This window comes from Rhizobium jaguaris, from assembly GCF_003627755.1.
In the GTDB taxonomy this organism is placed as follows: domain Bacteria; phylum Pseudomonadota; class Alphaproteobacteria; order Rhizobiales; family Rhizobiaceae; genus Rhizobium; species Rhizobium jaguaris.
Genome location: NZ_CP032695.1, coordinates 1,193,800 through 1,207,251, shown reverse-complemented (window position 1 = coordinate 1,207,251; position 13,452 = coordinate 1,193,800). Strand labels below are relative to the sequence as shown.

Genomic DNA, 13,452 nt, shown 5'->3' with positions numbered 1-13,452 from the left:
GGCCCACGGGGAATGCCATGACCGCTACGATCAATGATCCGAACAATGTTCTCATCGACTGCCAAGGAGTTTGGAAAATTTTCGGCGCCCGCACAGCCTATGCTGTGAAGGCCGTGTTGGAGAAGGGCTTGTCAAAGAAGCAGGTGCTGCAGGACTTCGACTGTGTCGTCGGCGTATCCAACGCGAGCCTCCAAGTCAATCGTGGTGAGATTTTCTGCATCATGGGCCTCTCAGGCAGCGGCAAGTCGACCCTGGTCAGGCTTCTCAACCGCCTCATCGAGCCGAGCCTGGGAAGGATCGCAATCAAAGGCAAGGAAATTAGCAAGTTGAATGCAGCGGAGTTGCGGGACATGCGCGCGCGAAACATCGGCATGGTGTTTCAGAGTGTTGCTCTCCTCCCCTACCGCACAGTACTGGAAAATGCCGCCTTTGGCCTGGAGGTGCGTGGCGTCGCTAGGGACGAGCGAAACAAGATCGCTCGTGCAGCACTTGAAAAGGTCGGCCTCACCGACTGGGCATCGCGTTATCCCTCAGAGCTTTCGGGTGGCATGCAACAACGCGTTGGGCTCGCTCGTGCATTGGCCGCAGATCCCGAGATCATTCTCATGGACGAACCGTTCAGCGCCCTCGACCCGCTTATCCGGCGTCAGCTACAGGACGAGTTCCGGCAATTGACGAAGTCCCTCGGCAAATCAGCGGTTTTCATCACGCACGACTTGGAAGAAGCTATTCGCATCGGCGACCGCATTGCCATCATGAAGGATGGTGTCATCGTCCAGGTCGGAACCGCGGAAGAGATCGTAACGAAACCGGCCGACGACTATGTCGCCGACTTCGTCGCGGGAATATCCAGGATTCATCTGGTCAAGGCGCATTCGGTGATGCATTCGCTCGCTGAGTACAAGAGCCTGCAGCCGCAACATGATGTGGACGGCCTCTTAAAAACGTCCCCTGAGGCGGATATCGGCGAACTGATCGACCTCACGATGAAGTCAGATCGCGATGCGCTGGCTGTCGTCGAAAACGGGTCCATCGTCGGCGTCGTTACCACCCGCGGCCTGCTTCGAGGCGTCGCGGGGTCCCCTGCGCAACAGCCAGTGATAGCCTGAGAGGGCAGACGAACATGGACATCTCGGTCATTGCGGATACTTTCGATGCCTGGACGGACGCTGCGCTCGGGTGGATCGGCGACAACGGCGAGTGGCTATTCGATCCTTTGAGGGCGGCGCTCGAAGGAACTTACAATGGCATGCTCTGGCTTCTCCAACTTGCTCCGGTCTACGTGGTCGCTGTCATCCTGGCGCTTTTCGGATGGCGGCTGGTCAACGCCCTGTCCGGCATATTGATCGGGCTGGCGCTCGTCTTCTGCTCGTTCATGGGATTGTGGGACGAAACGATGAGCACCCTTGCGCTCGTTGTCACCGCCACGATCCTCGCACTGGCCATTGGAATCCCGATCGGGATCCTCGCAGGGTTCGTGCAATGGTTCGACCGCTTCCTGGAGCCAATCCTCGACCTTATCCAGACGCTACCACCCTACATCTATCTCCTGCCGGCAATCGCGCTTCTCGGCTTCGGTCCGGCAACAGCACTGGTCGCGACCTTCATCGTGGCAATGCCGCCTGCCGTCCGCCTCACAGCACTCGGGATCCGCATGACACCGCATGCCTTCATCGAGCTCGGACAGGCGAGCGGACTGACGCCATGGCAGATGTTCACGAAGATCAGACTGCCCTTCGCCATCCCAAGCGTCATGGCCGGCATCAATCAGAGCCTGATGATGGCGTTTGGTATGGTCGTCATCGCAGGCATCGTCGGCTCCGGCGGCCTCGGCCAAACCATTTATAGCGCGGTGCGCACATTGGATATCGCCACATCAATCAACGCAGCGATCGCGATCGTCATCTTGACCATGATGCTCGATCGGCTAACGCAGAGCGCGGCCCGCCGGGCCAAGGTAGGTGCGAGATGAACTTGTATCTCATCCGATTTTCGCCAGGTGAATATCTTGCCCCGGGGGTCGATTGGCTCAATACCAACTTCCACCCGTTCTTCGAGGGCGTCACGAAACTGATCGAGACGGTACTGGGTGCCATCGAGACGGCCCTTCTCTACCTGCCTCCCTACGCGATGATACTCGTCGCGGTCCTTCTTGCCGGCTTTGCCATTAACATTAGGGCGGCGATCATATCGCTGGTTGCGCTTGCATTCTGCTTCGGTGCTGGTCTTTGGACCGCGTCCATGCAGACGCTGGCATTGGTGGCCGTGGCCGTCGCTTTTTCCGTCGCGGTCGCCTTTCCACTTGGTATCCTGGCCTCGCGTCATAGACGCTTCGAGGCCGGCATAAGGCCGTTGCTCGACATCATGCAGACGGTACCGCCGTGGGTCTATCTCATTCCGGCCGTCATGCTCTTCAGTCTCGGTCGCGTACCGGCAATCATCGCCACGATCATCTACGGCGTGCCGCCGATGCTGCGCCTGACGACGCTGGCGTTCAATCAAGTCCCGAAAGATCTGCTCGAGCTCGGCCAGGCCACGGGGGCGCCACCGCGTGCGATCCTGTTCAAGATCGAGATCCCGTCTGCCATGCCTACACTGCTTGTCGGCCTCAACCAGTGCATCCTTCTATCATTGGCAATGGTCGTTCTTGCCGGACTCGTCGGAGCCGGGGGCCTTGGCGCCGAAGTAACGCGAGGCCTTACGCGAATGGAAATGGGGCTCGGGCTACGGGCGGGGCTGGCCATTGTCGCCATCGCCATCCTGCTCGACAGACTGTCGAAGGGCGCCTTGCAGGGTCGCAACAACCTGCACCCGGCTTGACAGGAAAGATGAACAAATGCGTCACAGCTTCTTCTGCATCGACTCCCACACCTGCGGCAATCCGGTACGGCTAGTGGCGGGCGGTGGCCCCTTGCTGCCTCACCTTCCGATCGCCGACCGCCGGGATATCTTTGTCCGCGACCATGATTGGATCAGGCAAGCCCTGATGTTCGAACCACGCGGCCACGACATCATGTCGGGTGCGATCATCTATCCCTCGTATCGCGATGACTGCGACTTTGCAGTTATCTTCATCGAAGTCAGCGGCTGCCTGCCAATGTGCGGAGCCGGGACGATCGGCCTCGTGACTGCGGCGATCGAAGAAGGTCTGGTCACTCCGCGAATGCCTGGACATTTGTCGATAGAGACACCTGCTGGAAAGGTCGATATCCAATATGAGGTGCAAGGCGAGTTTGTGGATTCGGTCCGCATGTTCAACGTCCCAAGCTACCTGCACGCGGCAGACATCGAGGTGGAAGTCACGGGTCTCGGCAAGCTGACCGTCGATATTTCCTATGGAGGAAACTACTACGCCGTCGTCGAGCCTCAGGAGAGCTGGCCGGGATTGAACGGCATGTCGGCAAGCGTCATTGTTGATCTCAGCCGGAGACTGCGGGATGCGCTCGCGCCGATCTGCGATCCGGTTCATCCTGAAGACGAAAGGATACGTGGCGTTCACCACGTGCTGTGGTGTGACAGGCCGACGAATGACAAGGCCGATGGCCGCGGAGCGGTCTTCTACGGCGACAAGGCAATAGACCGATCACCCGGAGGGACCGGGACCTCGGCCCGTATGGCACAGCTGCATGGCAAGGGTCGCCTGAGGACCGGCGAGATGTTTCGCCAGGAAAGCCTTATCGGCACCGTATTCGAGGGGCGTATCGAAGCCGAAGCCGAGATCGGTCCGTTTAAGGGTATAAGGCCAAGTGTCGGCGGCTGGGCACGGATCATCGGCCACAACACGATTTTCGTCGACGACCGCGATCCCCTGGCCCATGGTTTCCAGATTCCGTAGGAAGGCTGCTCAATGGCTGACATTGGACGCGTTGGGATTATAGGTGGATCAGGGTGGTTGGGACGTGCAATCGCAAAGGCGCTGATCGGTTCCGGTACCGTCCCGGCTGAACGGCTGACCTGCTCGTTTCGCAGCGGGCGGCCCGATACCGGACTTGGCGTCTCTTGGACGCAGGACAACCAGCAACTGGTCGAAAACTCAGATGTTGTCATCCTGTCAGTCAGACCGAACGACTGGAGCGGCATCGAAATCACCGCCTCGGGCAAGCTTGTGATCTCGGTCATGGCCGGAATAACCGTGGACAGCATCAAACGGAAAACGGGCTGCGTGCGCATCGCACGTGCCTTGCCAAACGCTGCCGCCGAAGTCGGGCACTCATGCACGCCGTTTTTCGTGGCATCATCGGACCCGAACGACCGGGCTATTGTCGAGGTGCTTTTCCGTAGCTGCGGCACGATCGACGCCGTCTTTCGCGAAGAGTACATTGACTATCTCACGGCAATGACGGGCTCAGGTGAAGCATTTCCCGCGCTGCTTGCCGAGGCAATGATGAATGACGCCATCGCCCGTGGTTTGCCCATGGAGATCGCCCGTCGGGCAGTGCAACAGCTCATCATCGGTGCCGGACGGCTTCAGGAATATCATCGTGCGTCTCCTGCTGACACAGTAAAGTCGTTTCTAGATTACGATGGCACCACGTCAGCCGGCATTGTGGCGATGCGCAAGAATGGATTTGAAAGCGTGATCCGCTCTGGGCTGGACGCCGCCTTTCGGAAGGCTCAAGCGCTGGCGATCAATCAGGTTGGTGGACGCGGTCGATGAAAACCACAAAAAGCGAAGCAAATCATGGTCCTTTGAAAGTCGGATTTATCCTCGCCCGCTCTTTCACACTTTCCGCATTTGCTTTGTTTGTTGATACGCTGAGATTGGCAAGCGACGAGACCGACAAATCCGGGAGAGTGTTGGCCGATTGGCAGGTGTTGGGCAGCACTCGACATCTTATCGCATCAAGCTGCGGCGTCCAGATCGCGCCGACGTCTGATTTCGTCGATCCCAACGAATTCCACTATATCGTTGTGGTCGGCGGACTCTTAAACTCCGATGCGGCGATCGACAATCAGACGTCCGATTATCTGAAAAAAGCAGCCGCCCAAAAGGTTCCATTGATTGGTGTTTGCACCGGCACATTCATTCTGGCGCAACTGGGATTGATGAAAAGCCACCAGACCTGTGTCAGCTGGCTCCACTATCAGACCTACCGAGATCGGTTTCCTGACAACCCCGTTCGCTCCGATCGCCTGTTCAATCTCGATCGAAACCGCGGATCATGCGCAGGCGGAAGCAGCGCAGCCGATATGGCAGCCTTCCTCGTCAGGCGGCATATTAGCCGAGACGCCGAACGGAACGCGCTCGAGGTTCTGCAGATCGTGCGGGCGCGATCTGGATTGGACATACAGCCGCGCAAGCCGCTCGCCATCGAATGCCAAGATCCACGGTTGAAGGCCGTCCTCATCACGATGGAAAGCCACATCGAAGACGTTATCCCGACCGAAGAACTCGCTGCTTTCGTCGGGCTGTCCCGGCGACAGCTTGAGCGCCTTTTCATGGAGGAGATGAAAGCATCTCCCGGAACGATCTATACGCGGGTCCGCATGGAACGAGCAAAGCAGCTCGTCCTCCAGACACAGGCACCGCTCATTGAAATCGCGCTCGAGGTCGGGTTCGACAGCGCATCACATTTCGCGAGGCTTTTCCGAAGACTGTTTGGACAATCGCCAACGGAATTGCGACGTGCACAGGCTTGAAGATTTGTGTCAGCGTACCCGTAGCTCGGCGCGCCCAAGTACCAATCGGCAGGTGGTGAGCGTGCCAGACAAAGAGCCATGCATGGTCCTGAAGCAAAACTCTACCCACTCCCAACTCCTATAGAGCGGGCTCCAAAGTTTCCAATTAGGCACGTCGCTGCGGCGAGCCGTTGTGAGAATCCGATTACACCTTTGCAAGCGAGAGAGCGGCTCCCGTCTCCACATCGAACAAATGCATTTGGTTCATATTGAACGACAGCGGCATCGACGTCTGCGGTTTAGGTCCGCTCTCGGGATCGATGCAGGCGCATAGATTGGCGTCGCCGATGGAAAAATAGACCATGGTTTCCGGACCGAGTGGCTCGACCAAATCGATCTTCGCCTCAACATCTGCGAAACCCGGGCGCTGTTGACGATCGCTGATCGATTCCGGTCGTATGCCGAAAATGACAGATTTGCCGGCATGGCGCGCATACTCGTTGACGCGCGCGTCTGGAACAGCAAGCGAGGTGCCGTCATCGAGAATAACGGCGAGTCCCTTGCCGCTCGAAGCCAATTGCGCCGAAAGGAAATTCATCGCAGGCGAACCGATAAAGCCGGCGACAAACTGGCTGACGGGTCGATGATAGAGCTCCTGCGGCGGTCCAGCCTGCTCGATCACGCCACCATTCATCACGACGACACGATCGGCCATTGTCATGGCTTCCACCTGATCATGCGTGACATAGACCGTTGTCGTCGGCAGTAGTTGATGCAGACGCTTGATTTCCGTGCGCATCTGAACGCGCAGTTTCGCATCGAGGTTGGAGAGCGGCTCGTCGAAGAGAAAGACCTTGGGATTGCGCACGATGGCACGACCCATGGCCACGCGCTGGCGCTGTCCGCCGGAGAGTTGACCCGGCCGGCGGTCCAAGAGCTCGCGAATATGCAGTGTTTCGGCCGCCCGTGCGATGCGAGCGTCGATTTCGCCTTTGGCCAGCATCTGCTGCTCAAGGCAGAAAGAGATATTTTCCCTGACCGTCATATGCGGGTAGAGCGCATAGTTCTGGAACACCATGGCGATATCACGTTTGCCGGGACCAAGCCGGTTCACGACTCGATCGCCAATGACGATCTCCCCGGCGGTAATATGCTCCAGACCCGCGATCATGCGCAGGGTCGTCGACTTGCCGCATCCGGACGGACCAACGAAGACAACGAATTCGTTGTCTTCGATTTCCAGATTGATGCCGCGTACGGCTTCATAGATGCCGTATGATTTGACGACGTTCTTCAGCTCCAATCGTGCCATGACCTGCTCCTATGCTTCCTGCAGCCAGATCGCCATCGCACCGGCATCGCGATTGGCCCAGAGATGGTAGGGAATTGCCCGGAAGGGTCTCGCCTTCAGTGCCGGGGGCGAGGTCCTATAAAGAGCGTTCGCCCAATCCGCGGTACCGGCCTCAAACGCCGTACCTTCCAGCACAGCGGCGCCGCCGAGTAGCGCGGAATCATAGCGGACAGCCAGCTCGGTAGACGCCGGCAGGCGAAGGCGTTGCGGCTCGCAGCCAATATCGGTTTCCTCGACACAATAGACGACCGGCCCGCGTTGGAGCGCGACGCGGCCGCCGTCCTCCGAAACCGCGGGGTGGGCGTAGAGACGATCAACCGGCATCGGCAAAGCAATGCGCACCTCATCGTCGTTGCGCCACTCCCGATCGAGCGCCGCATAGCCCTTGACGGTGCAGGCGTCCAAGGCGATCACCTCGCCATTGACCGACACCGAAGCTTCGCGGCACCAAGCGGGAATTCTCAAGCGCAAAATGAAACGGCTTGGCTGATCGATCGAAACCTGAAGTCTGATGTCGCCATCCCAAGGGTAATTTGTCTCCTGACGGAGCCGCAGCAAACGGTCGCCGAGCGGAAGTTCTGCGACGTTCGCACCATAGAGATGCACTGCAAGCTCACCCGGCTTCGCCGAATAGAAATATTGCCCGAGCGATGTGACGAAGCGGGCAATATTCGTCGGGCAGCATGGGCAATAATGCCATTTCCAACGACGATGCTGGCCATGGCTCTCGAGTACATTTTCGTAGAAATAGTGCTCTCCGTCACGCGCGATACCCGACAGCGCACCGTTGAAGAGAACCGTTTCGAGCTTGTCGGTGAATTTGCCGTCAAGATCGGTTTGAGCCATGCGATGGCTCCAGAAGCCGAGAGCGACCGCAGCACATGTCTCGGCGTAGGCCGTCTCGTTCGGCAGATCGAACTCCCGAGTGAACCCCTCATTGGAAGCCGATGGGCCAAGACCACCCGTCACATAGAGCTGCCTGCTCGTCAGATTATCGAAAAGCTTGTCGCAGGCAGCCTTCAAGCTTGTATCGTTGTTTTCATATGCAAGATCCGCCATTGCTGAAAAAAGATACATGGCGCGTACGGCGTGACCGACAACCTGCTCCTGCTCGCGCACCGGCATATGCGCCTGGCTGTACGCATAGGTCTTATAAACGTAATCCTCGGGGCGCTCGCCACGCTTGATCGCCTCCTCGTCATAGTAGGACGGCATTTGCCCTCGTTCATCCACGAAATAAGTGGCAAGCGCTAGATGCCGAGGATCCCTGGTGATCCGATAGAGCTTTACGAGCGCCAGCTCGATCTCTTCATGCGCGTCATAGCCTCGCAATTTGCCGGGCTCGCGTCCGAACGTATCAATGATATGGTCGACCGCGCGGATCATCACGTCGAGGAAGCGGCGCTTGCCCGTCGCTTCGAAATAGGCGACGGCTCCTTCCAGGAGATGTCCCATCGAGTACATTTCATGCAGGTCGCGAAGGTTCGTCCAGCGCTTGCCCGGCTCGCGGCGAATGAACCAGCTGTTCAGATAGCCGTCCGCCATCTGGCCGTGTTCAAGCTTCTCGACAATGGCATCGATCTTTGACTCGATATCGGGATTTGGATGCGCCTTGAGAGTATAGCTGGCAGCTTCGATCCATTTTCCAAAATCGGAATCGAAGAAATGCTGCATCGAGAGCCCGCTCGGCTGGATGGGCCGGGCAAGCGGCCCGGCCGGCTTGTCGAAGTCGAGAACCTCCAGAAAGCCCTCCTCTTCGAGCCGCTTATGCTGGGTCGGAATGGTGACGTCGCGCACTGTTTGCGTCCAGCTTTTCCAAAAGCCGCCATCGAAAGTGACGCGGGAATGGTCGACAGGGACATAGCGCAGCGTTTCCGGCGCCGGATTGGATTGATTGCGGGTGGACGAAGACATGGAAACTCCTAGAGCGGCAATGCCGCAGTCATTTCACGGCGCCGGCCGTCAGGCCGCGCACGTAGTAGCGTTGCAAAAGTAGAAAAAGGACGATGCAGGGAACCATTGTCACAGCAATGCCGGCTTGCAGGGCACCCCAGTCGATGATGCCGTAGATGCCGGAGGAGACGTTGACCAGCATGATCGGCAAGGTGAACTTGTTCTGATCCGAGAGAAAGATCAGCGCAGCCAGGAATTCGTTCCAGGAATTCAGGAAGGCGAACATGGCGACGGTCGCCACGCCGGGAAGCGCAATTGGCAGCATGATCCGCCGCAGAATGGTCGCCTGCGATGCGCCGTCGATGCGTGCTGCCTCGATCAGCGCCTTGGGCACCGCATCAAAGGCATTGCGCATCATGAATACCGAGAAGGGAAGCTGGAACGTGACATAGATCAGCACCAGTCCGAAGAGATTATTCTGCAGCCGAACCGCCTTCAAAATAAGGAAGAGCGGTGTCAGGATCGACTGGAACGGGATCATCATCGTCGCCATGATGAGCACGAAGAGCAGCCCCTGCCCCGGGAAACGGAATTTCGAGAAGCCATATCCTGCCGGAACCGATACCAGGACTGTCAGCAACACGGTGCCTGCTGCGATGACTACGGAATTGCCGGCATAGACGTACCACCCGGCACCAACATGCTCGAGGCGGCGATAGTTCTCCAGCGAAAAAGCCTTTGAGAACAAGGCGGCCGGGTTGGCGAGGGCCTCGGCTGCCGGCTTGAATGAGTTGGCGAAGGACCAGACGATCGGCATCACGAAGAATAGCGCGAAGACAACCGCCACCAGGATAAAGGTAAGGTAGCTCAATTGCTCGCTCGCCGGTTTCGGCTGCGGCTTGTAGTTCAGACGCTCCATCAGCCTTCCTCCGGGCGCTGTCGCAGAAAGACAAACTGAACAGCACTGATAGCGACAAGAACGATCAGCAGCGCAAACGAGATCGCCGAACCATAGCCGAGGCGATAGGACGAGAAGGATGCGAGATAGATCGAAAACACCGCGGAGATCGTGCTGTTGGATGGTCCGCCCTGCGTGATGATGAAAAACTGATCGAAAGCCAGCATCGACGACGTCACATTGAGCACCAGCGCCAGCACGACTGAATTGCGCATCAATGGCAAGGTGATGCGGCGAAACCGGCTCCAGACATTGGCCCCGTCGATTTTTGCCGCTTCGATGACATCGGTCGAAATACTCTGCAGACCGGTCAGCAGAATGATCATCGTAAAGCCGGATGTCTTCCAGACCACCATCAGAATGATAACGGCAAGCGCCGGCCAGAAGCTTTCAAGCGGTCGTGGAGCGCTATCGATCAGACCGGTGGCCCGCAGAACCTGCGCAAAGACGCCACTATCCGGATTGAGCAACCACATCCACAAAGTCGAGGCAGCACCGAAGCCGATGACGACGGGCATGAAATAGACCGTGCGGAAGACGCCGGCGATGCGCAATGGCCGGTCGACCAGCAGAGCCAGCGGAAAGGCAACGAGGAAAAGCGCGACAGTGACCAGGACGGTATAAAGCAGGGTGAAGCCAAGGGAATGCCACAGCTGCGCATCGCCAAGAAGCTCGGCATAGTTGGCAAGTCCGATGAATTTTGCCCGCCCGAGAAGCGGCCAGTTATAGAAGCTCATCCATACCGTCATGATGAGCGGTAGAAGGAAGAGCAAAACGATGAACAGGAAACTCGGCAAGATGAAAGCAAGGCCAAGCCAGCCTTTTGGCTCAGGCTCGCCATGCACGACTGCCGTCTTCCTGCCGCGACGCAGCGATGAGCTCACGGCACCGCTCCTTTTTCTTGATCGGTCAACAGGGAATGAGGGCGAAGCGCCATGCAACGCTTCGCCGCTGGTCAGCCGAGAGGCTCAGTTCGGGTTGGTCCGCTGGAGGATGCGCGTAAAGTCCGCCTGGGTTTTGGCGATCGTGCCGTCGACATCCTCACCGAAAATGGTGCCCTGAATCAGGTTCAGGAACGGACCGGTGCGGCTGACGAAAAGCTCATCTGACGAGAATGTATAGGGGGTACGTGCCTTGCTCAGCACGTCATAGGCGACAAGATTGCGCTTGTCGAACTTGGCGTAAGCTTCTTTGGCAAGATCGGTACGCGAGGGCATTCCCGATTCCTGCGTGATGTAGACCTGCTGCTCGGGCTGCATGTAGAAATCGACGAAGTCGAGCGCGACTTTTTTCTTCTCGTCGCTGATGCCTTTCATCAGCGCAAGCGTATCCCCGCCAGCAAAGCTCGATTCCCCGTCTTTCGGCCCGGGAATGGGCGCAACGTTGAACTTGACGTCCGGATATTTGCTCGTCAGCAGATTGACGATGTAGGAGCCAGTCATCAGGATGCCGACCTTGCCGGAAGCAAAGGCTTCCACGGCATTGTTGCCGTTACCCGATCGGGAGGTCGGGTGGATTGCGCCGGCTTTCGCCATGTCGCGATAGGCGGCGATGGTCTCCCGCAGGGCCGGCGTGTCGATCGTTGCCGTACGACCATCTTCGCTCAGGACATCGGCTTTGGCAGCCCAAAGATGCGGCAGAAAATCGTAAATCAGCCAGCTGCCGGAATTTGCGACGAAATAGAAGCCGTAGGTGTCGTGGCCGAGAGCGGTAATCTTCTTCGCATCCGCTGCGATCTCTTGGAGCGAAGCAGGTGCCTTGTTCGGATCAAGGCCGGCCTTCGAGAACAGATCGGTGTTATAAGCGATGATCGAAGCATCCGGCAGGGCGGGCACGCCATAGATCTTGCCGCCATAGGTCGCAAGGCGGATATGCGAAGGGCTAAGAGCCGATGCATAGGGCAGTCCCTTGACGAAATCCGTGATGTCCTCGAGACCGTCTGCCGCTGCAAAGGTTGGCAGATAGATAAGATCGAGCACGGCGCCATCCGGCGCAGCACCGCCCGCGATAGCAGCGCCAAGCTTCGGCACCATCTGCTCGGCGGTAATCTGCGTTACCTTGACCTTGTCGGAATGGGTTGCGTTGTACTTGTCGGCCAGCCCCTGGAGCACAGCGCCAGAGGAAGTGCGCACCCACAAGGTGATGTCGGTCGCATTGGCAAATGTTGCACTGGCCATCAATGCGATGGCAGAAATCGTCAACTTTAGCTTGAACATGGAAGTTCCCCTTTTCCTTTTCGCCAACAGCCTCCAGATGGCGTGATCGAAACGTTAATCGACATTTTTTTCAATGTCGACAGCCTGTATGCAGGTTTTCGGAGGAAATCTGATAAAACCTTTTAACATCAGGATTATTTCTGCTAAAAGGTTTTATCCATGGATCTTAAGTGAAGTGATTTGGGTTGAGAAAGACATGCGTCGACAGACTATTCGAGATGTTGCAAAAGCTGCGGGCGTCAGCATTTCGACCGCCTCGAACGCCTTGAACGGAACCGGGCGCACAAATGCAGAAACGATAGAACGCGTTAAACGTGTAGCCGAAGAGATCGGCTTCAGGCCGAATGCGCTTGCTCGTGGCCTGTTGACCAAACGCAGCCATGCAATTGGCATGCTGACGAACGATACCTACGGCAGGTTGACGCTCCCGATGGCCGCAGGCGTTTCGGAGGTGCTTGTCGATCACGGCTTGTCGGTCTTTCTGTGCGCTACCAACAATGACCCACGCCTGGCCCGTCTGCATTTGGAAACGCTGTTGGATCGGCAAGTGGATGGCATCATCTTTACAGCAACGCGCCTTGATCTGAAGCCGCCGCCAGAGCTTGCAAAGCTGTCGATACCTGTTGTCTACGCCTTCGCCGAGGGGCCGGCGGACCGCATCAGCTTCTTTCCAGACGACGCCCAGGGCGCTCGCCTTGCCGTCGAGCATCTACAGGCCTTGGGCCGTTCGCACATACTGCACATAACGGGTCCGGAGGATTACCTCGCCGTGCGCGTTCGCGCAAAAGCCTATCGTGAATGCGTGAACTCCAATGCCGAAGTTCTGTACGGCGACTGGTCGGAAGAATGGGGTCACGAGGCCATCGAACAGATATTCTCACGCCATGGCAAAAGACCCGATGCCATATTCTGCGGAAACGACGAAATCGCTCGCGGCGTGATCGACGCACTGCGCGACAAGGATCTTGCCGTCCCCCGAGATATCGCAGTCGTCGGCTTCGATAATTGGGAGGTGATCTCCCGACAGACCAGACCGCCTCTGACCACGGTGGATATGGAATTGAAAGAGATCGGTCACCGTGCGGGCCTTGCTATCCTCGGCCTGACGCAAGGTGAAACCGTTCCCACGGGAATTACGCGATTGCCATGCCGACTGGTTGTACGCCAATCCTGCGGTGGCCCGCCTACCTGACCTTCCATTGGGCAAGGCGTCGGCCGACGGCGATTGGACGGAACTTATAGTCGGACTGTTGATTGCCGCACAGCATGTGCGCCGAAGTGCAAAGGATCTCCGCGCGAAGCGATAGGGGCCGAACGTCTTCAAGGGCTACTGGCGGATGGCTGAAAAAGCCAAAGCCGAGTTGTTTCCATATCCCTGTCTATTTTAGCTACTCGACATATAGACGGACCTCAGG

The 13,452-nt window shown here is 57.7% G+C and carries 12 protein-coding genes; 7 read left to right on the top strand and 5 right to left on the bottom strand.

Annotated elements, in window-relative coordinates; translation table 11 throughout:
* Positions 1–17: 17 nt before the first annotated feature.
* The 6 genes from CCGE525_RS27885 to CCGE525_RS27860 are packed head-to-tail and all read left to right on the top strand — an operon-like array spanning position 18 to position 5,640.
* The gene (locus CCGE525_RS27885; protein WP_120707493.1) at positions 18–1,109 is read left to right on the top strand and encodes a quaternary amine ABC transporter ATP-binding protein; all 1,092 of its coding nucleotides are present in this window, start codon (positions 18–20) and stop codon (positions 1,107–1,109) included.
* A gap of 14 nt (positions 1,110–1,123) precedes the next feature.
* Entirely contained in the window at positions 1,124–1,972 is an 849-nt protein-coding gene (locus CCGE525_RS27880) for an ABC transporter permease (protein ID WP_120707492.1), read from the top strand.
* Positions 1,969–2,820 carry an ABC transporter permease gene (locus CCGE525_RS27875; RefSeq protein ID WP_120707491.1) on the top strand — a complete coding sequence of 284 codons (852 nt, stop codon included), beginning with the start codon at positions 1,969–1,971 and terminating at the stop codon, positions 2,818–2,820. The genes CCGE525_RS27880 and CCGE525_RS27875 overlap by 4 nt, the downstream gene beginning before the upstream one ends.
* A 16-nt stretch (positions 2,821–2,836) precedes the next feature.
* Complete coding sequence (locus CCGE525_RS27870) at positions 2,837–3,835, top strand: 4-hydroxyproline epimerase (protein ID WP_120707490.1); 999 nt, start codon at positions 2,837–2,839, stop codon at positions 3,833–3,835.
* A 12-nt stretch (positions 3,836–3,847) separates the two neighbouring features.
* On the top strand, positions 3,848–4,657 hold the full coding sequence (locus CCGE525_RS27865; RefSeq protein ID WP_120707489.1) for a pyrroline-5-carboxylate reductase family protein: 810 nt from the start codon (positions 3,848–3,850) through the stop codon (positions 4,655–4,657).
* Positions 4,654–5,640 (top strand): GlxA family transcriptional regulator, encoded by a 987-nt coding sequence (locus tag CCGE525_RS27860; RefSeq protein ID WP_120707488.1) that lies wholly within the window; start codon positions 4,654–4,656, stop codon positions 5,638–5,640. Before CCGE525_RS27865 ends, CCGE525_RS27860 begins: the two co-directional genes overlap by 4 nt.
* 184 nt (positions 5,641–5,824) lie before the next feature.
* Here CCGE525_RS27860 and CCGE525_RS27855 read toward each other — a convergent pair whose 3' ends face one another.
* The 5 genes from CCGE525_RS27855 to CCGE525_RS27835 all read right to left on the bottom strand — a co-directional run bounded on the left by CCGE525_RS27855 (position 5,825) and on the right by CCGE525_RS27835 (position 12,037).
* Entirely contained in the window at positions 5,825–6,931 is a 1,107-nt protein-coding gene (locus CCGE525_RS27855; RefSeq protein ID WP_120707487.1) for an ABC transporter ATP-binding protein, read from the bottom strand.
* Positions 6,932–6,940: 9 nt separating this feature from the next.
* Entirely contained in the window at positions 6,941–8,884 is a 1,944-nt protein-coding gene (locus CCGE525_RS27850; RefSeq protein ID WP_120707486.1) for a glycoside hydrolase family 127 protein, read from the bottom strand.
* Positions 8,885–8,912: 28 nt separating this feature from the next.
* Complete coding sequence (locus CCGE525_RS27845) at positions 8,913–9,782, bottom strand: carbohydrate ABC transporter permease (protein WP_120707485.1); 870 nt, start codon at positions 9,780–9,782, stop codon at positions 8,913–8,915.
* Positions 9,782–10,705: a carbohydrate ABC transporter permease gene (locus CCGE525_RS27840; protein ID WP_120707484.1), complete on the bottom strand. Its 924-nt coding sequence runs from the start codon at positions 10,703–10,705 to the stop codon at positions 9,782–9,784. The genes CCGE525_RS27845 and CCGE525_RS27840 overlap by 1 nt, the downstream gene beginning before the upstream one ends.
* An 84-nt stretch (positions 10,706–10,789) precedes the next feature.
* Positions 10,790–12,037 carry an ABC transporter substrate-binding protein gene (locus CCGE525_RS27835; RefSeq protein WP_120707483.1) on the bottom strand — a complete coding sequence of 416 codons (1,248 nt, stop codon included), beginning with the start codon at positions 12,035–12,037 and terminating at the stop codon, positions 10,790–10,792.
* Positions 12,038–12,233: 196 nt separating this feature from the next.
* Here CCGE525_RS27835 and CCGE525_RS27830 point away from each other — a divergent pair, with 196 nt between their 5' ends.
* Positions 12,234–13,229, top strand: coding sequence for a LacI family DNA-binding transcriptional regulator (locus CCGE525_RS27830; RefSeq protein WP_120707482.1), 996 nt, complete (start codon positions 12,234–12,236; stop codon positions 13,227–13,229).
* Positions 13,230–13,452: the final 223 nt, after the last annotated feature.